Source organism: Nostoc sp. DedSLP03, assembly GCF_034530815.1.
In the GTDB taxonomy this organism is placed as follows: domain Bacteria; phylum Cyanobacteriota; class Cyanobacteriia; order Cyanobacteriales; family Nostocaceae; genus Nostoc.
In genome coordinates this window covers 30,708-52,881 of record NZ_JAVRCK010000061.1, presented here as the reverse complement: position 1 = coordinate 52,881, position 22,174 = coordinate 30,708, and the positions used below count along the sequence as shown (strand labels likewise).

9 protein-coding genes are annotated in these 22,174 nt (G+C 43.0%); 8 read left to right on the top strand and 1 reads right to left on the bottom strand.

All coding sequences use genetic code 11. The features are described 5' to 3' along the window. The first annotated feature begins 245 nt into the window (after nucleotides 1–245). The 8 genes from RM368_RS25320 to urtE all read left to right on the top strand — a co-directional run bounded on the left by RM368_RS25320 (nucleotide 246) and on the right by urtE (nucleotide 21,288). Nucleotides 246–3,434 carry an S-layer family protein gene (locus RM368_RS25320; RefSeq protein ID WP_322696589.1) on the top strand — a complete coding sequence of 1,063 codons (3,189 nt, stop codon included), beginning with the start codon at nucleotides 246–248 and terminating at the stop codon, nucleotides 3,432–3,434. Between the two features lie 266 nt (nucleotides 3,435–3,700). Then, the gene (locus RM368_RS25315) at nucleotides 3,701–4,681 is read left to right on the top strand and encodes a filamentous hemagglutinin N-terminal domain-containing protein (RefSeq protein WP_322696588.1); all 981 of its coding nucleotides are present in this window, start codon (nucleotides 3,701–3,703) and stop codon (nucleotides 4,679–4,681) included. Continuing rightward, nucleotides 4,614–7,388 carry an S-layer family protein gene (locus RM368_RS25310; protein WP_322696587.1) on the top strand — a complete coding sequence of 925 codons (2,775 nt, stop codon included), beginning with the start codon at nucleotides 4,614–4,616 and terminating at the stop codon, nucleotides 7,386–7,388. Before RM368_RS25315 ends, RM368_RS25310 begins: the two co-directional genes overlap by 68 nt. Nucleotides 7,389–7,512: 124 nt before the next feature. Next, the gene (locus RM368_RS25305) at nucleotides 7,513–11,454 is read left to right on the top strand and encodes a filamentous hemagglutinin N-terminal domain-containing protein (RefSeq protein WP_322696586.1); all 3,942 of its coding nucleotides are present in this window, start codon (nucleotides 7,513–7,515) and stop codon (nucleotides 11,452–11,454) included. Between the two features lie 437 nt (nucleotides 11,455–11,891). After that, nucleotides 11,892–15,824 carry a filamentous hemagglutinin N-terminal domain-containing protein gene (locus RM368_RS25300; RefSeq protein ID WP_322696585.1) on the top strand — a complete coding sequence of 1,311 codons (3,933 nt, stop codon included), beginning with the start codon at nucleotides 11,892–11,894 and terminating at the stop codon, nucleotides 15,822–15,824. A 464-nt stretch (nucleotides 15,825–16,288) separates the two neighbouring features. Next, complete coding sequence (locus RM368_RS25295) at nucleotides 16,289–17,395, top strand: calcium-binding protein (RefSeq protein WP_322696584.1); 1,107 nt, start codon at nucleotides 16,289–16,291, stop codon at nucleotides 17,393–17,395. 315 nt (nucleotides 17,396–17,710) lie between these two features. Beyond that, nucleotides 17,711–20,374 (top strand): CHAT domain-containing protein, encoded by a 2,664-nt coding sequence (locus tag RM368_RS25290; protein WP_322696583.1) that lies wholly within the window; start codon nucleotides 17,711–17,713, stop codon nucleotides 20,372–20,374. 215 nt (nucleotides 20,375–20,589) lie between these two features. Then, entirely contained in the window at nucleotides 20,590–21,288 is a 699-nt protein-coding gene (gene urtE, locus RM368_RS25285) for an urea ABC transporter ATP-binding subunit UrtE (RefSeq protein WP_099101646.1), read from the top strand. A 149-nt stretch (nucleotides 21,289–21,437) separates the two neighbouring features. Here the strand turns inward: urtE and RM368_RS25280 are convergent, their stop codons facing one another. After that, a complete protein-coding gene (locus RM368_RS25280; RefSeq protein ID WP_322696582.1) occupies nucleotides 21,438–22,166 on the bottom strand; it encodes a hypothetical protein in 729 nt (242 codons plus the stop codon). Between the last annotated feature and the right edge of the window lie 8 nt (nucleotides 22,167–22,174).

Sequence of the window (22,174 nt, the reverse complement as noted above, 5' to 3'; positions counted from 1 at the left end):
CATCAAGGGTACATTTTACCTCCATTGGTAAATTCTTTCCTAGAAATCACCTAAACTGCTTACAAGGGTTCTGGATAAGGCATATTTAATTTCACTAAATGTCTATTAATTAATTTTAATTTTTTAATATTTTACTCTCATCTAGTCAAAATATCTGCTGAAATGAAATTAATTATAGATAAATTTCTCAAAAAATTGATTGCATATTCACAGGTAAGAAATGAGCAAGCGAGGCTAGTTCTGATATGACAACCTGTAAAAATAGGAATTGGCACTCAGATTTCTTAGAAATTTTTAGCATTATTGGAGTGCTGGCTCATGGCATATTTTCTTGTGAAAATCACGCCCTAGCCCAGATTACCCCTGATGGAACATTGGGTAATAACTCTTCAATAATCACTGGCAATGTCAATATCAAAGGTAGTGCTGCTGACCGGATTGATGGTGGAACAATTCGCGGTGCAAACCTATTCCATAGTTTTCGTGAATTTAATATCAAAGAATCCCAGCGAGTTTATTTTGCCAATCCCACGGGAATCTCCAATATTCTCACAAGGGTGACGGGAAGTAATATCTCGAATATTCTTGGCACATTGGGGGTGAATGGGAATGCAAATTTGTTTTTTCTTAATCCCAATGGCATTTTATTTGGGAACAATGCACGTTTAGATATAGCGGGTTCGTTTGTGGCGAGTACGGCGAATTCTTTTGTGTTTGGCAATGGGTTGGAATTTAGTGCAACAAATCCTCAGACTCCTTCTGCATTACTAACAGTTAATCCTTCGGCTTTGCTATTCAATCAACTTCAAGCTGGCAGAATTGAAAACAGTTCAATTGCACCAACAGGAGATAATATCTTTGGTCTACGAGTACCAGATGGTCGAAGTTTGCTATTAGTCGGTGGAGAAATTGCCATCAACGAAGGTCAATTGAATGCTCCGGGTGGGCGAGTGGAATTAGCAGGAATTGCAGGTGAGGGGACAGTCGGACTGAATGTGGATGGTAATAATTTAAGTTTGGTTGTTCCTGATAATCTAGCTAAAGCCGATATCTCACTCAGTAATCAAGCCTTGGTCAGTACCAGTGGCGAAGGTGGCGGCGCTATTCAGGTGTGGGGTAAAGGAGTTACAGTTAGTGGAGGTTCCAAGATTGAAGCCAGCACTTTAGGAGCATTACCTGGAAAAGGATTAAGTGTAAATGCTTCCGAATCAGTGCAAGTCGTTGGAGAATCACCTACTGGAATTCGCAGTGGTTTATTTGCTGAAAATTCTGGGACAGGAGATGCAGGAGACCTGACAATTAACACCAGACAGTTACAAATCTTAGCAGGAGGAAAGATTTCATCTAGTACAACAAATGCAGGTGTGGCAGGAAATTTGACTGTGAATGCCTCAGAATCAGTGCAAATAACCGGTATTCCAGATAATCCCAACTTAGGCTCTACTGGTATGTTTGCTGCATCTAATGGAGTAGGAGACGCCGGAGACATCACGATTAACACTAGACAGTTACTCATCCAAAATGGAGCCGGAATTATAACCGATAGCGAAGGTAAAGGGGTTGGAGGGAGTATAACAGTAAATGCCGAATCAGTGCAGCTAGTCGGTACTGCTATTCTGCCACAGTTTCCTAATAGATGGTATCCGAGCAGAATAAGTTCTAACGCCTATGACATAGGGCCCGCAGGAAAGATTACGATTAACACCAATCAGTTATTAATCCAAGATGGAGCAGCGATTTCAGCTCGAACTAGCAGTAGTGGGGCTGGAGGAAGCTTGACAGTCAATGCCTCCCAATCAGTTAAACTGATAGGATCTGCTACTAATAGTAATAGTTTATTTCCCTTTCCCAGCAGCTTGTTAACTCAAACATCGAGTACAGGAACAGCAGGAGATTTGGCAATTAATACCAATCAGTTGATTGTCCGAGATGGACAACTATCTGCCAGTACTTTTGAACAAGGGAATGCTGGCAATATAAACATTGAAACTGTCACTATGAATATCATTGACAGTCAAGTGGGAAGCAGTGTTTATCGTAAAGGGTTTGCCGGAAATTTGACTATTCACGCTGCCGAGTCAGTGGAAATTAGCGGAAAAATCAAATCATTTACATCTAATCTTGAAAATCCTGCTGGCTTATTTGCTCAGGTAAACCCTAGAGGTGAGGGTCGCGGTGGCAACTTGACCATTGAGACAAAACGCTTGAGTGTCAGTAATGGAGGCAAAGTGCAAGTCGCTACTTTTGGTCAAGGCGACGCTGGTAATCTCACAATTCGGGCTTCTGAGGTAGAGGTATTTGATACACCTATTGATAACCTCTATGCTACGGGTATCAATGCAGGTGTTGAAATAGACGCAGACGAAACAGTGATTCCGCCCAGAGGTAACGGTGGCGATTTAACAATTGAAACCGATCGCTTGAGTGTGAGAGGTGGTGCAATAGTATCGGTTGGAACTGCTGGAGTGGGCAATGCAGGTAAATTACGAATTCATGCGTCGAAATCTGTAGAAGTTGTTGGCAAATCAGCAAATGGTAACTTTAACAGCCAAATCAGCGCTGCGGTTACACCAGAAGGTACTGGTAGTGGGGGAAGTTTAAAAGTTGAAACTGAGCAGATGAGTGTCCGGGATGGAGGTGAAGTCACTGTCAGTAGTACTGGCGCAGGTACGGCAGGCAACCTTGACATCCAAGCTCGCTCTTTGAGCTTGGATAATCAAGGAGCGATCGCCGCCATAACCAGATCGGGCAATGGTGGTAATATTACCTTGAAGTTGCAAGACTTATTATTACTACGCAATCATAGTCAAATTTCTACCACTGCCGGCAGTAGCGAATTCGGTGGCGATGGCGGTAACATCACCATTAATAGCCCTTTCATTGTCGCCGTTCCTAAAGAAAATAGCGATATCAGCGCTAAGGCTTTCACAGGTATTGGTGGCAGAGTTGATATTACAACTAACGGGATTTTCGGTATTCTCTCGCAAAAACGCCCAACCGAAAACAGTGACATTACAGCAAGTTCGGAATTGGGAGTGAGTGGGGAAGTAACTATCAACAGGCCAGATACTGACCCCAGTCGCGGTTTAATTCAACTACCCTCTAACCTCATAGATGTATCCCAACAAATCGCCCAAGGTTGTACTTCCAAAAGAGGACAAAACACCAGTCGTTTTATCGCCACCGGACGCGGTGGATTACCTCAAAGTCCTAACGAACCGTTGCAGGGACGAGCAGTGATTACTGGTTGGGTAGATTTGCCACCACAAGCAACAGCGATCGCGGATAATTTATCTACTGCAACTATGACCAAATCTAGCGACCCAATTGTCGAGGCTCAAGGATGGATTGTTGATGCTAATGGTAATATTATGCTCGTGGCTCAATCTGGGCAAAGTTCTTCTATTCCTTCTGCCATATCCTGTAGTCAATAATTCGTTACTCCAAGAATCGGGGGAGGAATTACGATGAAACTCAAGAGCGATTGAAACAATCAGATGCATTACCTATTTTTAAGTTTTAAAAACTTTACTCCGATCTAGTTAAAATATCTGCTGAAATTAATTGTAGAAAAATTGATCGGGACGGCTAGCAAAAAACTTTTGAATATGTGGCTCTTTTGAATATGTGGCTCGAAGCCGTGGTGTAAGAAAATTGCATATTCACAGGTAGGAAATGAGCAAGCGAGGCTAGTTCTGATATGACAACCTGTAAAAATAGGAATTGGCACTCAGATTTCTTAGAAATTTTTAGCATTATTGGAGTGCTGGCTCATGGCATATTTTCTTGTGAAAATCACGCCCTAGCCCAGATTACCCCTGATGGAACATTGGGTAATAACTCTTCAATAATCACTGGCAATGTCAATATCAAAGGTAGTGCTGCTGACCGGATTGATGGTGGAGCAATTCGCGGTACAAACCTGTTCCATAGTTTCCAGGAATTCAACGTGGGTGAATTGCAGCGTGTTTATTTTGCCAATCCCACGGGAATCTCCAATATTTTCACACGGGTGACGGGAAGTAATATCTCGAATATTCTTGGTACATTGGGGGTAAATGGTAATGCAAATTTGTTTTTGATTAATCCCAATGGCATTATATTTGGGAACAATGCACGTTTAGATGTAGCGGGTTCCTTTGTCGGGACTACGGCGAATTCTTTTGTGTTTGGCAATGGCTTGGAATTTAGTGCAACAAATCCTCAGACCCCTTCTGCATTACTAACAGTTAATCCTTCGGCATTGTTCTTCAATCAAATTGTTGCTGCACCGATTCAAAACAACTCAGTTGCACCAGCAGGAATAGATCCCGCAGGTTTTAATGCATTTGGTTTACGAGTAGGAGATGGTAAAAGTTTGCTGCTAGTGGGTGGTAATGTCATCATGGATGGCGGTCAGTTAAATGCTTATGGTGGGAGAGTTGAATTAGGGGGGTTAGCAGCACCTGCAAATGTCAATCTTCTTTTTAATGGCGATAATCTCAGCTTGAAATTTCCTCTTAATGTGACTCGTGCAGATGTGTCACTTACCAATCAAGCGAGTGTGTATGTAGAAGCTGCTGGTAGCGGTGATATTGCGATTAATGCCCGCAATATAGATATTTTGGCAGGGAGTGCTTTCTGCTGGTATCGGCTCTGGTTTGGGCCAACCAGAGGCAACTGCGGGGGATATCACGCTTAATGCTACGGGGGAAATCAAAGTTGCTGACTTTAGGAGTAGGATTCTCAATCTTGTGATTGAGGATTCAAAAGGCAATGGCGGTAACATTTTTATCGATTCTGGTGACTTCTCATTAGGAGATGGCGCTTTTCTTTCTAGCTCAACTTCAGGAGTGGGGAATGCAGGAAATGTGACAGTGGGTGCAAAAAATGCTATTTCCCTTGCATCTGCTTACATTTTCAGCACCGTGTCAGCAGGAGGCGTAGGTAAAGGAGGTAATATCAACATTAATGCTACAACACTGTCACTCACTGATAGCGCTCAACTTTCTACCTCAACTTTAGGAGTGGGGAATGCAGGGAATGTGACAGTGGGTGCAAAAAATGCTATTTCCCTTGCATCTGCTTACATTTTCAGCACAGTGGAAGCAGGAGGCGTAGGTAAAGGAGGCAATATCAACATCAATGCGACAACACTGTCACTTACTGATGGCGCTCAACTGGTAACCGTTATTCGTGAAGCATCTGCCACCCAACCAGCAGGACGGGGGGATGCAGGCAATGTCAATCTTTTCATAACAGGTGCTGTAGATATTGCTGGGAAGAAAAACGATTTCGAGAGTGCGATTCGCAGCAATGTGGAAACAGGGACTATTGGGAATGGGGGTAACATTTTTATCGACTCTGGTGACTTCTCTCTAAGTGATGGCGCTCAACTTTCTGCCTCAACTTTAGGAGTGGGGAATGCAGGGAATATAACGGTAGGTGCAAAAAATGCTATTTCCCTTGTAGGTAGTAATACTACCATCTTCAGCACAGTGGAAGCAGGAGGCGTAGGTAAAGGAGGCAATATCAACATCAATGCAACAACACTGTCACTCACTGATGGCGCTCAACTGCTAACCCTTACTCGTGGAGCATCTGCTACCCAACTAGCAGGACAGGGGGATGCAGGCAATGTCAATGTTAAAGTAACAGGTACTGTTGATATTACTGGGGAAAAAAACGATTTTTCCAGTGGGATTCTCAGCAATGTGGGAACAGGGACTGTTGGAAATGGCGGTAACATTTTTATCGACTCTGGTAACTTCTCTCTAAGTGATGGCGCTCAACTTCAAGCCTCAACTTCAGGAGTAGGGAATGCAGGGAATGTAACGGTGGGTGCAAAAAATGCTGTTGACCTTGCAGGTAACGCTTACATTTTAAGCACAGTGGAAGCAGGAGGCGTAGGTAAAGGAGGCAATATCAACATCAATGCAACAACACTGTCACTCACTGATGGCGCTCAACTGCTAACCCTTACTCGTGGAGCATCTGCTACCCAACTAGCAGGACAGGGGGATGCAGGCAATGTCAATCTTTTAATAACAGGTAGTGTTGATATTACTGGGGAGAAAAACAATTTTCTCAGTGGGATTAAAAGCCTTGTGGAAACGGGGACTGTTGGGAATGGGGGCAACATTTTTATCGATTCTGGTGACTTCTCTCTAAGTGATGGCGCTCAACTTTCTGCCTCAACTTCAGGAGTGGGGAATGCAGGGAATGTGACAGTGAGTGCAAAAAATGTGGTTACTGTTTCTGGAACTAGTCAAGAAAGCGGAGATTCTAGTGCTTTATTTACATTTACTGATTCTACTTCCACTGGGATTGGTGGCGATATCACCGTAAATACCAATATATTTCGCATCTCCGACGGCGCTTTACTGGATGCACGCACTAGAAATAATCAAAAGGGTGGCGATATTACGGTAAATGCAAATATTTTTGAAGCACTCAACGGCGGACAACTCACCACCACTACCTCAAGCAATGGACGTGCAGGTAAAATTACTGTCAACGCTGACGATCAGCTAATAATTAGCGGTATTGACCCTAGTTACAGCGATCGCATTACTAACTTTCCTGACAACGTACTAAATATAGGTGCTAACAGTGGCTTATTTGTCAATTCCACAGGTTCAGGAATCACAGGTGACATCGAAATTAACTCTAACCTAATTACCTTAGATAACCAAGGTAAACTCAATGCCGAATCTGCATCCGGTAACGGTGGTAACATCAACGTCAACAGCGACTTACTCTTACTCCGTCGCAACAGTCAAATCTCCACCAACGCAGGAACAGAAAAATTAGGTGGCAATGGCGGTAACATCAAAATCAACTCAAGATTTATCGTTGCAGTTCCTAAAGAAAATAGCGATATCAGCGCTAACGCTTTGACTGGAACTGGTGGTAGAGTTGACATTACAACTAACGGGATTTTCGGTATTCTCTCGCAAAAACGCCCAACCGAAAACAGTGACATTACAGCAAGTTCAGAATTGGGAGTGAGCGGGGAAGTAACTATCAACAGTCCAGATACTGACCCCAGTCGCGGCTTAATTCAACTACCCTCTAACCTCGTAGATGTATCCCAACAAATCGCCCAAGGTTGCACTCCCAGAAGAGGACAAAACGCTAGTCGTTTTATCGCCACTGGACGCGGTGGATTACCCCAAAGTCCTAATGAACCGTTGCGAGGACGAGCAGTGATTACTGGTTGGGTAGATTTGCCACCACAAGCAACAGCCAGAGTCGCAGATAAATCATCTATTGCATCTATGACCAAATCTAGCGACCCAATTGTCGAGGCTCAAGGATGGATTGTTGATGCTAATGGTAATATTATGTTCGTGGCTCAATCTGGGCAAAGTTCTTCTATTCCCTCTGCCATATCCTGTAGTCAATAATTCGTTACTTCAATCGGCAGAGGAATTTCTATTGATCTAAGTATTCCTTCAGAAAAGTTATTACTTTTCACTACTCTTAGCAGAATAAAATTAGGCCAAAGCATTAAAGCGAATCGCTACAGCGATGACACAGCCTAAAAGACCCACCACCACAATCACTATACAAACTAACCTTGATTCAACAATTGCTGTTTGTGTGGGGATGGGTATTGCGTGGCTTGCCGCCGTAGGCATCGCAGCTTTTTGGGCAAGTTGTGCTTCTGCCCAAATTACCCCCGATACCACTCTACCTAATAATTCCACTGTCAAACTAGAAGGGAACACCAGAATTATTGAAGGAGGAACCAGAGCAGGTGGCAATCTGTTCCACAGCTTTGGGGAGTTTTCCGTTCCCACAGGAAGCACTGCTTTCTTTAATAATGCTCTTGACATTCAGAATATCATTAGCAGGGTAACGGGTAAGTCAGTTTCTAACATTGATGGGTTAATTCACACCAATGGTATAGCTAATCTGTTTTTGATTAATCCGTCGGGGATTATTTTTGGTAAAAATGCCTCGCTGAACATTGGTGGTTCTTTTGTAGCGACTACTGCCAATGCGATACAGTTTAGCAATCAAAGTTTTTTCAGTGCTGACAATCCAAATAGTCCTGGATTATTGACAGTCAATCCTTCAGCTTTTCTATTCAATCAAATTGCTGCTGCGCCGATTCAAAATAACTCAGTCGCACCAGCAGGATTAAATCAGTCCGGCTTTGATGCCTTTGGTCTACGTGTAGCAGATGGTCAAAGTTTGCTGCTAGTGGGTGGCAACATCAGCATGGATGGTGGAAGGTTAAATGCTTTTGGTGGGAGGGTTGAGTTAGGAGGATTGGCGGGTGCAGGAACAGTTAATTTAAATAATATAGATGGTAGTCATTTGAGTTTGAATCTTCCTGAAGATATAGCATGGGCAGATGTATCACTGATCGACGGAGCCAACGTAAATGTCTCTGCTGACAAGGGGGGAAGTATCGCCATCAACGCCCGAAACATAAAGGTTTTGGGAGCAAGTTGGCTACTAGCTGGAATAGCACCAGGGTTAGGTTCTGCAAGTAGTCAGGCAGGAGATTTAACGCTGAATGCCACAGGCACGATTCGAGGTGGGCAGGCTAGCAGAATTTTAAATATCGTAGACTCTAATGGTAAAGGTAGTGCTGGCAACCTTAACATCATCGCAGATTCACTATTTTTAACTGATGGCACTCAATTGTCTGCTAGCGTTTTTGGACAAGGGAATGCAGGTAATATCTCCATTCAAGCTCAAGATATCTCTTTTGATGGAAGTAGGACTGGTGCCTCCAGTCAGGTTGGTTCTGACGCAGTGGGTAATGGAGGAAGTGTTACTATCAATACTGGCTCGTTGTTTGCAAGTAATGGAGCGCAAATAGATGTCAGCGTTTCTGGTCGGGGAAATGCGGGTGATGTTACTATTGATGCTCGTGACAGCATTTCATTGGATGGTGTGACTGGCGATGGTTTGTCTCCCACAGGTGTCTTTAGTAGTGTTGGACGGCGTCAAGCAGTGGGCAACGGTGGCAATATTAGTGTAACAACTGGGTCACTCTCCCTAACCAATGGCGCTCGAGTGTCTTCTAACACTCGTGGGCGAGGAGATACAGGCAATATCTTCATTGATGCTAGAAATAACATCGTCTTGGATGGAGTAGAAGGTAATAACTTTTTCAGTGGAGTACTTAATGAGGTCTTCCGTGGAGCTGTTGGTGATGGAGGCAGCATTAGTGTGACAACTGGGTCACTATTGGCAAGTAATGGCGCTAGATTAACCGCTAGTACCTCTGGTCTAGGAAATGCAGGTAATGTGTTGATTGATGCCCGTGATATTGTCTCACTTGATGGTCGTGGTACAGGTGTTTTCAGTAATGTAAGAAATAGGGGTAATGGTGGGAATGTTACCGTCATTACCGGAACGCTATCTGTCACCAATAACGCTCAACTTAGTGCAAGTACCTTCTTCAAAGGCAATGCAGGCAATATCAGTATTGACGCTCGGAATCGAATCTCTTTTGATGGCAGAGGTACAGGTGCTTTCAGCAGAGTCGAAAAACTCGGCGAAGGTAGTGGTGGGAACGTCAATATTACTACCAATGGCTCGCTGTTTGTCACTAATAGTGCTCAATTGGGTGCGGACGTTCTTGGGCGTGGGGGGAATGCAGGCAATGTGACGATTAAGGCTCAGGATCGTGTCTCTTTTGATGGAGTAGACAGCGTTGCTTCTAGCGCAGTCGGATCTGGAGCAGAAGGCAAGGGTGGGAATGTGACTATCACTACCAGGGCTGTTTCTGTTACCAATGGGGCACGAATAGTCGCAAACACTCAAGGACAAGGGAATGCTGGCAGTATAACGATAAACGCCCGTGATACAGTCTCTTTTGAAGGGGTCAGTGATGACAGGCAGCGTAGCAGTGGTGCTTTCACCGCAGTGCCATTCGGAGCAGTGGGCAACGCTGGGGACATTACTATTAATACTGACTCACTATATATCACTAATGGAGCTAGATTAGTGAGCATCGCTGAAGGTCAAGGGAATGCAGGCAGCGTCACAATTAACGCCCATGATGCTGTTTATTTGAGTGGAATAGGTAGTAATGGATATTCTAGTAGTATATTCAGCAACTCAGCACCTGGGCTAGCGGGCAAGGGTGGGGATATCACTATTACTACCGGATCACTGTCTGCAACAGATGGGGCTTTCCTAACAGTCAGTACTGCAGGACAAGGAGGTGCAGGAAATGTGAGGATTGAGGCTCGCAATACCGTCTCCTTCAGCAAAGACGCTTTATTGTCTGCTAGTACCTTTGGGCAAGGAAATGCAGGCAGTGTGACGATTAAAGCTAAAGAGCGATTTTCCTTGACAAACAACGCAAATGTCGCCACCGTAGTTTACCCTGGAGCATTGGGTAATGCTGGGGGCATTACCGTCACCACGGGGTCGCTATTGATCGCCGATGGAGCAGGATTAACTACCACCACTAGCGGACAAGGTGATGCGGGTAGTGTCAAGATTAATGCAAGCGATCGCGTCTCTTTAAGTGGAAGTAATACAGGTATCTTCAGTAGAGTGTTACCTGGAGCAGTTGGCAAGGGTGGCAATATTATTATTACTACTGAATCGCTGTCTGTGAAGGATGAAGCTCAACTAACTGCTAGCAACATTGGACAGGGGACAGCAGGTGATATAGGAGTTACAGCCAGTTTGATTTTTCTTAACAATAAAGGCAGTATTCAAGCTACGACTGCCTCAGGCAATGGCGGCAGTATCGACTTGAATGTGCGGGACTTATTACTTTTGCGTCGAGACAGTCAAATCTCCACTACTGCGGGCACTACACAAGGTGGTGGTGATGGCGGTAATATCATTATCAATAACCTCCCAAATTACCGAGGCTTTGTCGTTGCCGTCCCCAATGAAAATAGCGATATCACTGCCAACGCTTTCGAGGGTAGCGGCGGGAAAGTTATTATCAACTCTACTGGCATCTTTGGGCTACAGCCGCGCAGTCGGCAAGAGCTTGAGCAGCAGTTACAAACAACCGACCCGAAAAAGCTAAATCCTAATCAGTTACCAACAAGTGATATCACTGCCATCTCCCAAACCAACCCTTCCTTAAATGGTGAGATAAATCTCAACACACCTGATACTGACCCCAGTCGCGGCTTAATTCAACTACCCTCTAACCTCATAGATGCATCCCGACAAATCGCCCAAGGTTGCACTCCTAAAAGAGGACAAAACGCTAGTCGTTTTATCGCCATAGGACGCAGTGGATTACCCCAAAGTCCGAATGAACCGTTGCAAGGACGAGCAGTAATTACTGGTTGGGTAGATTTGCCATCACAAGCAACAGCGATCGCGGATAAATCATCTACTGCAACTATGACCAAATCTAGCGACCCAATTGTGGAGGCTCAAGGATGGATCGTTGATGGTAACGGTGATATTATGCTTGTGGCTCAATCTGGGCAAAGTTCTTTTATTCCTTCTGCCATGTCTTGTAGTCAATAATTCATTACTTTAAGATTCAACAGAGGAATTACGATGAAACCCAAGAGTTATAAAAACAATCAGTGGTGCTGATATTAAACTTGTTGCTTTATAAAAAATTGGCGTCTTAAACCCTTGCCCTGCCTAGCTCGAAAAATGTGAAAACTTTATTAGATGAAAAGTCTATTATTATTTTTCGTGAATAAATGGTGCTGTAATTCTTTCTCCGTAAGGTGAGGTTGATTAGTGATTTTTAATTTTTTATTTTAGGAACCATTACCTAAACTTTAAGTTTTAAAAATTTTTCTCTCATCGAATTAAAATATCTGCTGAAATTAATTGTATAAAAATTGATCGGGACGGCTAGCAGAAAACCCTTTAATATGTGGCTCGAAGCCGTGGCGTAAGAAAATTGGATATTCACAGGAATGAAATGAGCGAGCGAGGCTGGTTATGATATGGCAATTTGTGGAAATAGGAATTGGCACTCAAATTTATTAGGAGTTTTTAGTATTATTGGAGTGCTTGCTCATGTCATATTTTGTGATGAAAATCACGCCTTAGCCCAGATTACCCCTGATAGAACATTGGGCGATCGCTCTTCAACGATCGTCCCCAATGTGAATATTAAAGGACTTCCATTTGACCGCATTGATGGTGGAGCAATTCGCGGTGCAAACCTCTTCCATAGTTTTCGTGAATTCAATGTCGGAGAATCCCAGCGAGTTTATTTTGCCAATCCCACAGGAATTAACAATATTCTCACCAGAGTCACGGGAGGTAAAGTATCTAATATTCTGGGTACTTTAGGAGTGGATGGTGCAGCAAATTTATTTCTGCTCAATTCTAATGGGATAATTTTTGGCAAAAATGCACGTCTCGATATAGCGGGTTCGTTTGTGGCGAGTACGGCGAACTCGTTTGTCTTTAGCGATGGGATGGAATTTAGTGCTACTAATCCCCAAGCGCCGCCACTGTTGGAAGTTAATCTAACACCAGGGTTGCAGTATGGCAAGAATGACCCCTTGAGAACCATCGAAAATACGGGAAATTTAGCAGTAGGACAAGATTTAAAGCTGTTTGCAGGGAATTTAGATTTACAGGGACATCTGCAAGCAGGCAAAGATTTAATCTTGCAAGCTGATACCATCAAAGTACGCGATCGCTTTACCAATCCTTTCGTTGCTGCTGCTGGAGGAAAGCTGTTAGTTCAAGGTAATGAAAATATAGATATTTTTGCCTTAAACGATCCAAGTAGTGGTTTGTTCTCCCGTGGGGATATGGTTTTACGCAGTGTTAATACTGTGGATGGTGATGCTCATTTCTGGAGTGGTGGGAGTTTTCGGATTGAAAAATTAGACGGAAGTTTAGGCAATTTATTTAGTCCCCACGATCCAATTATTCGCTCTCAAGGCGATGTCAGCTTTTTTGCATATCAAGGAGCTTCTTTACATATCTTGGCTGGGGGAAAAGTAGATATTAATACCGTGGTAATAACAGATGCCGATACAGCAGGTAAAACCATTAACCCCGTAACCACTCCTAGTCTGGCTAATGTTACTTTATCGGATGGAACTGCGATTGTCATTGATGGTAGTGTCAAACCAACGCTTGATATCCGAGCCGGGATAAACCCAGCAGCAATTGACAATCCTTTAGGAACTATAGGTGATTCAGGTACTTTCTTTGACCCCTCAATTTTTCCTGTAGCGCCTCCTGCAAACAATTCGCTAGCGACAAGCGCAGATATTACCATTGGTGATGTCACAGTAAATTCTCCCCAGGGTATTGTTTTACTCACAAATCAGTATCACTCCAATCCGGCTCTGACAGATGGAAACATTACTCTGACTGGAAAAGGAGTATTAAATATTGGCGGAATTGCTGCAGGTAGTGTCGAAGGTGATGGCGGTTCAGTTATTTTTGACTCAAGAGGTAAAATTACACTAGCCAATAGTTTTATTGATGCTTTTTCTGGCTCAACCCGGGCTGGAGACATTACCTTGCTAGCCAATGGAGATATCAAACTCGACCGTGGTTCTGGAATTTTTGCTAATGCGTTGCAACGGTCTGCTAATGATATATCTAATGCTTTAGGTGGTGATGTCAAGCTCATCAGTGGTGGTGATGTATCCATCGATGGCGCTAACGTTTACGTAGTTAGTAATGGCGGTGGGAATATAATGATTGATGCTCAAAACATCAACATTTTGGAAAGTTCCTTGCTTTCGGGAATCGTTGGCAATTTTGGCACACTGGAAAGTCAAGCAGGAGATATTCAACTCAAGGCTCGTGAGAATATCTCAATTGTCGGTAGCGATATCATCAATTCTGTAGTTAAAGGAGCAGTGGGAAATGCTGGGAAGATTTTAGTACAGGCAAATGGGCCTGTATCTCTTTCTGGTGACAACGGCATTTTCAACTCCGTCGGTCTTGGACTCAATCCAGAAGGAGGAGGGTTTGCAGTTGGAACAGTTGGAGGAATCGCAGTTAAAGCTGACTCACTTTCTTTAAGCGGGGGATATGAACTCGTAACTTCCACTCAAGGACAAGGTGATGCAGGTAACATGGAAATTGACGTTCGCAATCTGACTTCCTTGGATGGAGTTAATAAAAAAGGATTTCCTAGTGGCTTATTTGCTACCGTTTTCAAAAGTGGAATTGGTAACGGAGGCAATATCAACCTCAGAACTGGTTCCCTCTCGATCGCAGATGGCGCTCGTATCCAGACTAAAAGTGAGGGACAAGGTAATACAGGAAATGTGACCATTGAAGCGAACGATCGCATCTTTTTTGATGGAACCGAAAAAAATCCCAATCCCGCAGTCGAACATTTAACGGGAATTTTCACTACTGTGCAAACTACTACTCCTCAACAAGGAGGAAATATTAATCTGAAAACAGGTTCTCTTACTGTCATTAATGGCGCTCAACTGACTAGCAATACTTTTGGACTTGGTAATTCTGGCAATATTACGATCGAGGCTAGTGGTAAAGTCTCCCTTGATGGCATCAACAATCGCGTCAGTAACAGTGGAATATTTAGTGCTGTTGGCAGAGATGACTTAGGAAATATAGGTAAAGGACGTGGTGGGAACATTGAAATTTTCGCTAATTCCCTTTCGGTAACGAATGGTGCTGCTTTAACTTCAGCCACTCAGGGGGTAGGGGACGCTGGCAAAATCACTATTATTGCACTAGAAGAAATCTTCTTAGAGGGGATGGGGAACAATGGATTCTCTAGTCAGATAGCAACCTCTGTGGAACCTGAAGCAGTTGGTAATGCCAACGATCTTGCGATCGTAACTGGATTACTCACCCTTACCAATGGCGCTCAACTGCGTGCCAATACTGCTGGACAAGGTAAAGCAGGCAATATCTTTGTGACAGCCAACACCTATAAAGCCAGCAATGGCGGACAACTTCGCACCACTACATCCAGTAATTTTGATGCTGGCAATATCACCCTCAAGGTGCAGGACAACATCAGCCTATCTGGTTCAGAAACAGGATTATTTGCCAACACCACTGATAGTTCAATTGGCAACGGTGGTAGTATCTTCATTGATCCCAGAACTTTAAATATTACGGATGGCGCGAAAATCGCAGTTGATAGCCAAGGTACAGGAGATGGTGGCAGCATTGAACTAGCAGCAGGTATCCTTACCCTTAACAATGGCAGCATCTCTGCCGAAACTCGCAGCAACACTGGCGGTAATATTACCTTGAATCTGCAAGACTTATTATTATTACGCAACGGCAGTCAAATCTCCACCACTGCCGGAAATCGCCAGTTTGGTGGCGATGGCGGTAACATCACCATTAATAGCCCTTTCATTGTCGCCGTTCCTAAAGAAAATAGCGATATCAGCGCTAAGGCTTTCACAGGTATTGGTGGCAGAGTTGATATTACAACTAACGGGATTTTCGGTATTCTCTCGCAAAAACGCCCAACCGAAAACAGTGACATTACAGCAAGTTCGGAATTGGGAGTGAGTGGGGAAGTAACTATCAACAGGCCAGATACTGACCCCAGTCGCGGCTTAATTCAACTACCCTCTAACCTCATAGATGCATCCCGACAAATTGCCCAAGGTTGCACTCCCAAAGGAGGAAAAAACGCCAGTAGCTTTATCGCTACAGGACGCGGTGGATTACCCCAAAGCCCTAACGAACCGTTGCAAGGACGAGCAGTGATTACTGGTTGGGTAGATATGCCCGCACAAGCAACAGCCATTACCGATAAATCATCTACTGCAACTATCACCAAATCTAGCGACCCAATTGTGGAGGCTCAAGGATGGATTGTTGATGGTAACGGTAATATTATGCTTGTGGCTCAATCTGGGCAAAGTTCTTCTATTCCCTCTGCCATTTCTTGTGGTCAATAATTCGTTACTCCAAGATTCAAGGGAGGAATTCCGAACTCAGGAATACTCTTAAACGAGCGCTCATATATTTTAGAACAGTATTGTTATTAGCCTTTTTCTCTACTTCTGCAAAAAGTCTATCGACCGATAATACAAAATTTCTGCTTGGGGTGCATAAACAATAAAACTCATCGTATATAAGTTCAGCAGGGAGATTCAGTTAGCTCAACTTTATTCAGCAAAAAGCCTAGCTTTTGGGTAAATACTTTTTAAGTAAAACTACCTTCCCTTAAAGGTTTCAGGGATAGCGTAGACCCTATTTAGCAGTTTGTTGCAGGTATCTTGTTACCAACAAAACCGATAAAGTCGAGCTAAAACCGGACTTCCAATTGCGTCTGATTGTGATGAAATATCACCCCAGATAGACCTTACTGAAACCAAAAAACTAAAACCTTTTACTTTTACTACTCAAAGGAATAATTAAAATGCCAACCTACAGTGGAACTAACGGAAATGACAATATTATTGGTAGTATTTTTACTGATAGTATCTTTGGATTTGGAGGAAACGATACCCTTAATCCTGGCTCTGGAGTTAATGATTATATAGATGGCGGCACGGGGATCGATTTACTCGTAGCCGACTACTCTAATGTCAGCGGTCCCTACAGCTTTTCCTTCAATAATATCGAAAAAATTTCCTTTAATGGCAGTAACGGAGTTGATAATTTTACCTTCAACAACACCACTGATACCTTATACGGTAATGGTGGTAATGATATCTTGGATGCTGGGGCTTTTGATGACTATCTGAATGGCGGCAGTGGGAGTGACTCTCTCTACGGAGGCGATGGCAACGATACCCTCAATCCTGGCTCTGGAGTTAATGATTATATAGATGGTGGTAACGGAGTCGATTTACTCGTAGCCGACTACTCGAACGTCACCGGCGCCTACAGCTTTTCCTACACTAATATCGAAAAAATTTCCTTCAATGGCAGTAACAGCGTCGATGATTTTGTCTTCAACAACACCACTGATACACTATACGGTAATGGTGGCAACGATACCTTGAATGCAGGAGCTTTAGATGACTATCTAAATGGTGGCAGTGGTGATGACTCTCTATTGGGAGGCACCGGCAGAGATACTATCTATGGCGGTAGTGACAATGATGTTCTCTTAGGTCAGGGTGATAACGATATTCTTTTCGGCGATAGTGGCAATGATTTGCTCAATGGCGGGGAAGGCAATGACTCTCTCTACGGAGGAGATGGCAATGATATTTTAAATGGCCGTAAAGATTACGATTACCTTGTAGGAGGAACTGGAGCCGATACATTTGTCTTCGACTCTTTGTCTGATGGACTTGATTACATTGCAGACTTTAAGTACTTTGAAGGAGATAAAATTCAGATTTCTAAACTTGGATTTGGTGCTAGTTCTACCAGTCAGTTTAGTTATAACAACAGCACAGGTGCTTTGTCTTTTGACCGATCTCCATTTGATGCGATCGCATCGGTTCAATTTGCCTCTCTCCAAACCAACTTAGGGAGCGGATTTATTCCCAGTGTTGACATCGTTTTGGTTTAAAACAGGACTAATGTTACCAGGAGTAAGAGTTACATTTAAGAGTTGACTCTTTACAGAAATCATCTCCATGACAAAACAAAGCATCTAAATTAAACATAGGACAGGTTACTGGATTTGTTGTTATTTTCAGCTTACTACCTGTCCTTTTTCCGATCCCGAACTCAGGTTAATTAGATTGTGGAGGCTCAAGGATGGATTGTTGATGGTAACGGTGATATTATGCTTGTAGCTGAATCTGGGTAAAGTTCTTTTATTCTCTCTGCCATATCTTGTGGTCAATAATTCGTTACTCCAAGATTCAAGGGAGGAATTACGATGAAACTCAAGAGTTATAAAAATAATCAGTGGAAACAAATATATAACGGATGCAACAGATGGTTCATTCGTTTCTTTAAAAACCATAACTTACCTGTTTTCATCCTCTTGGTTGTGGTGACAGCTTTTTTGTGCGTTACTGCTTTTCCTGTTGCTGCAACTTTAGAGACACAACATATCGCAACTCTTGGAGTGTCAATCCAAAATCCGACTGCACAAACACAAGACTTGCTGCAACAGGGTAAAGTGCTGTATGAGGCAGGACAATTTGCAGAAGCGGTTAAAGTTTTGCAACAAGCAGTTAAAAGTTTTGGCAGCCAAGGAAATGAATTGCAGCAAGCTGTAGCATTAAGTAATTTGGCGTTGGCATATCAAAAACTGGATAATTTACCACCAGCGCAACAGGCAATTACAGATAGCTTGAAGTTGCTCGAAAAATCCTCTAATTCCCAAAATCTTCAGGTTTTGGCTCCAATCCTAGATATTCAAGGTAGTATTCAACTAGACTTAGGACAAGCTGAACAGGCACTCAACACCTGGCAACGTGCGGAATCCAGCTATAAGCAATTAGGCGATCGCAATGGCATTATCCGCGATCGCATCAATCAAGCACAAGCATGGCAAGTTTTGGGATTTTACCGTCGGGCTTTGACGATCTTGACTCAATTGCAAGAGGAGTTACAATCAAAACCTAATTCAGTCAGTAAAGCAGTAGAATTACGGTCTTTTGGCAATGCTCTGCAATTAGCCGGAGATTTGAATCAATCTCGTCAGGTATTACAGCAAAGTTTGTCAATTGCCCAAAAATTAAATTCTCCCCAGGATGTCAGCGCGGCTTTATTTAGTTTAGGCAACACGGCACAAGTACAGCAAGATTTCAAAGGTGCAATAGAGTTTTATCAGCAAGCTGCTGCGATCGCTCCTCACCCGATTAGCAAAGTTCAGGCTCAAGTTAATCAGTTGAATTTACTAGTGAACGCGGGACAAACAGCCGCCGTGCAGACACTATTGCCGCAAATCCAAACTCAACTGGCACAACTACCTGCTTCTGTTACAACTATTTATGCGCAGATTAATCTAGCTCAAAGCTTGATGAAATTCGGAACTACACCCGAAGCGATCGCTCAAATCTGCGCCAGGGCCCTGCAACAAGCTGAAAATTTGGCAGATAAACGAGCCGAAAGCTTTGCCCTTGGGACTTTGGGTAGTGTATACGAACAAACTAAACAATGGTCAATAGCCCAGAACCTCACCCAACAGGCACTAAACATCGCCCAAACAATCAACGCCCCAGATATCGCTTATCGTTGGCATTGGCAGTTAGGACGCTTGTTAAAACAGCAAAGAGATATTGAGGGTGCTATTGCCAGTTATGATACTGCGATCGGTGAGTTGCAGACTCTCCGTAGTGACTTAGTAGTTGTAAATCGAGATGTCCAGTTTTCCTTTAAAGAAAGTGTAGAACCTGTATATCGAGAGTCCGTAGAATTATTGTTGCAGTTTCAGCAAACTCATCCGAGCGAACCAATCCTAGACAAAGCTAGACAGAGGATTGAAGCACTGCAACTAGCGGAATTAGACGACTTTTTTCGGGAAGCTTGCATTAATGCCAAAACTGTTTTGCTTGACACAGTGGTAGATAAAGATAATCCCACAGCCGCAATTATTTATCCAATTATTTTGCCCGATCGACTTCAAGTGATTGTCAAAATTCCTAAACAACCACTGCGTAATTATACAGTAAATAAGTCACAAAATGAGGTAGAAGGTACTATAAAACAACTCAGAGAGTATTTATTAGAACCCGATCGGACTGAGGAAGTGCAGGCGCTATCGCAGGAAGTCTATGGGTGGTTAATCAAAGAAATTGAGTCAGATTTAAAAGATCGTGGCGTTAAAACCCTTGTATTTGTACTGGATGGCATATTGCGAAATGTGCCAATGGCTATATTGTATGACGGTCAGCAATATCTGGTAGAAAAATACTCTGTAGCACTCAGCTTAGGACTCCAGTTACTCGCACTCAAACCCTTGACACAAACAAAACTCAATGTACTAGCTGCCGGGTTAATGCAACCACCACAAAACTTTCAACAGCAATTTCCACCGCTACCAGAAATTAAATCAGAATTCGACTCTATTTCTCAAGCGATCGCCTCTACCACCCAGTTACTAGATCGAGACTTCAACAGCAAAAACCTAGAGAGTAAGGTAAATACTGTACCATTTAATGTGTTACATCTAGCAACCCACGGTCAATTTAGTTCCAATGTTGAGAATACTTTTATACTTGCAAACGATGGGCCGATTAACGTTACGCAATTTGATAGCTTATTGCGCCGTCGAGATCGAACTCGCTCAGAAGCCTTGGAAATGCTGGTGTTAAGTGCTTGCCAAACTGCTACTGGTGACAATCGCGCCACGCTAGGGCTAGCAGGAGCATCCGTGAAAGCTGGCGCTCGTAGTACCTTGGCTTCACTATGGCATATCAGCGATAAATCTACTGCTATCTTAATTGGAGAATTTTATCGTGAGTTAGTTAAAAATGAGGTGACAAAGGCTGAAGCCTTGCGTCGTGCCCAAGTAAAGTTGTTAAAAGATTATCCCAATTACAGTCGTCCTGGCTACTGGGCACCTTATGTTTTAGTTGGTAACTGGCTTTGACAAATTCTACTCATTTATTGAAGTTTCTAGAGGTTGCCCTTTTGTTCTGACTCCTGATATCATGTCTGCCTAATTAGTTATAACAAGAGGCAGGAGGCAGAAGTTCTAAAATGTTTGAATTTTGAATTTTGAATTTTGAATTTTGAATTGATTTTTCCCCTGCCCCTTAGATGCTGAATTCTGACATCAAAAGTAAACAGTTAAAAGTTCTTTATATGCTCAAAATTTCTAACCTTAACGTTTATTACGGCGAAAGCCACATTCTCCGCAATGTAGATTTGAGCGTACCATCTGGGCAAATGGTTTGCCTAATTGGACGCAATGGTGTCGGAAAAACTACCTTACTCAAAACTATCATGGGTTTACTCAAACCCCGCAGTGGCACTATTAATTTAGCTGAAGAATTAATCAACTCCAAATCTCCAGACCAAAGGGCAAAGTTGGGAATTGGTTATGTCCCCCAAGGACGAGAGATTATCCCTCGGTTGACAGTTAAAGAAAATCTACTGCTGGGGTTGGAAGCTAGACGCAAACCAGTAAAAAAAGCAGAAATTTCCGAGGAAGTTTTTAGTTTATTTCCGGTGTTAAAAACCATGCTTTCGCGGATGGGTGGTGATTTAAGTGGAGGACAGCAGCAACAATTAGCGATCGCCCGTGCTTTAATGGGAGAACCTCAATTACTCGTTTTAGATGAACCCACTGAAGGTATTCAACCCTCCATCATCTTAGAAATTGAAGCCGCTGTTCGGCGCATCGTCGAAACCACAGGTATTTCGGTGTTATTGGTAGAGCAACATTTACACTTTGTCCGTCAAGCTGATTACTATTACGCTATGCAAAAAGGTGGTATTGTCGCCTCCGGTTCTACCACCGAACTCAGCCAAGATGTGATTCAGCGCTTTTTAGCTGTTTAATAAAACAGAATTCAGGAGTCAGGAGTCAGGAGTCAGAATACCCTTTCAGGGAAGCAAGCTACAGAATTGAATTGGAGTGTAACTGGCGGATAGTGCATTAGTAGCAAGTCTGTGAGCGTTTGAATAAATGGGTTTAAGTTTTCTACTTTCTAATTCAGAATTCTGAATTCTTCAGTTTTTGATACTTCTATATCAATTGTGTCGGCAGCAATCAAGTCTGCCGCTTCTTGTAAAAGCTGATGTTGTTCCTTTTGAATTGCTGCCAAACGACTAGAAATTTCTGCTAATCGTTGTTGTTTATTTGGTTGAAAACTTTCAGGTAGTAAAGAAGGCGGATTATCAGTTGTTTTGGTACTTGTGATTCGTTGAACAGCAAAACTTCCAACTTTAGTTAAGGATAGAAAACTAACTTTAATCAAAGCCTGAAGCAATTTTAACGGAACTTGGAGTATTGACCAACTAGCTGTCTCAATTAAGCGAACAATTGCTCTGATGATGCTCCAAAGTAGAGCAAGTGCAAACAGCAAAATTACTACACTAATAATCGGGTGATTAGCTCCCCAACCTAGTATTTGAACTAACCGAAAAAATATCGGGTGTTGTGTCAACCAATCACTTACAGAAGATGCCATTGCATCTTTAACTGCTCCCGATGTTGTATTTTTAAATTGCTCTGCCGTTTGCCAAGTTTGCTCTAAACTTGTTGTAACTGTATCAATTGCTTTATCAGTTGTGGTAGTGGCTGTTGTCTTTAAAGACTCACCAGCTTGTTGCGCTGAGTTACTTAGAGAGTTAACGCTCCCGCCCACAAAATCTTTCACATTTTGCAAGTGTTGTAAAACTCCGTTAGCCAAATGTATGTTTATTTGGGATGTCATAAAACATT

Coding starts and splice junctions, on each gene's coding strand:
- urtE (WP_099101646.1), top strand. CDS start 20,590: ATGCTCAAAATTTCTAACCTTAACGTTTATTACGGCGAAAGCCACATT.
- RM368_RS25295 (WP_322696584.1), top strand. CDS start 16,289: ATGCCAACCTACAGTGGAACTAACGGAAATGACAATATTATTGGTAGT.
- RM368_RS25290 (WP_322696583.1), top strand. CDS start 17,711: ATGAAACTCAAGAGTTATAAAAATAATCAGTGGAAACAAATATATAAC.
- RM368_RS25280 (WP_322696582.1), bottom strand. CDS start 22,166: ATGACATCCCAAATAAACATACATTTGGCTAACGGAGTTTTACAACAC.
- RM368_RS25315 (WP_322696588.1), top strand. CDS start 3,701: ATGACAACCTGTAAAAATAGGAATTGGCACTCAGATTTCTTAGAAATT.
- RM368_RS25320 (WP_322696589.1), top strand. CDS start 246: ATGACAACCTGTAAAAATAGGAATTGGCACTCAGATTTCTTAGAAATT.
- RM368_RS25305 (WP_322696586.1), top strand. CDS start 7,513: ATGACACAGCCTAAAAGACCCACCACCACAATCACTATACAAACTAAC.
- RM368_RS25300 (WP_322696585.1), top strand. CDS start 11,892: ATGGCAATTTGTGGAAATAGGAATTGGCACTCAAATTTATTAGGAGTT.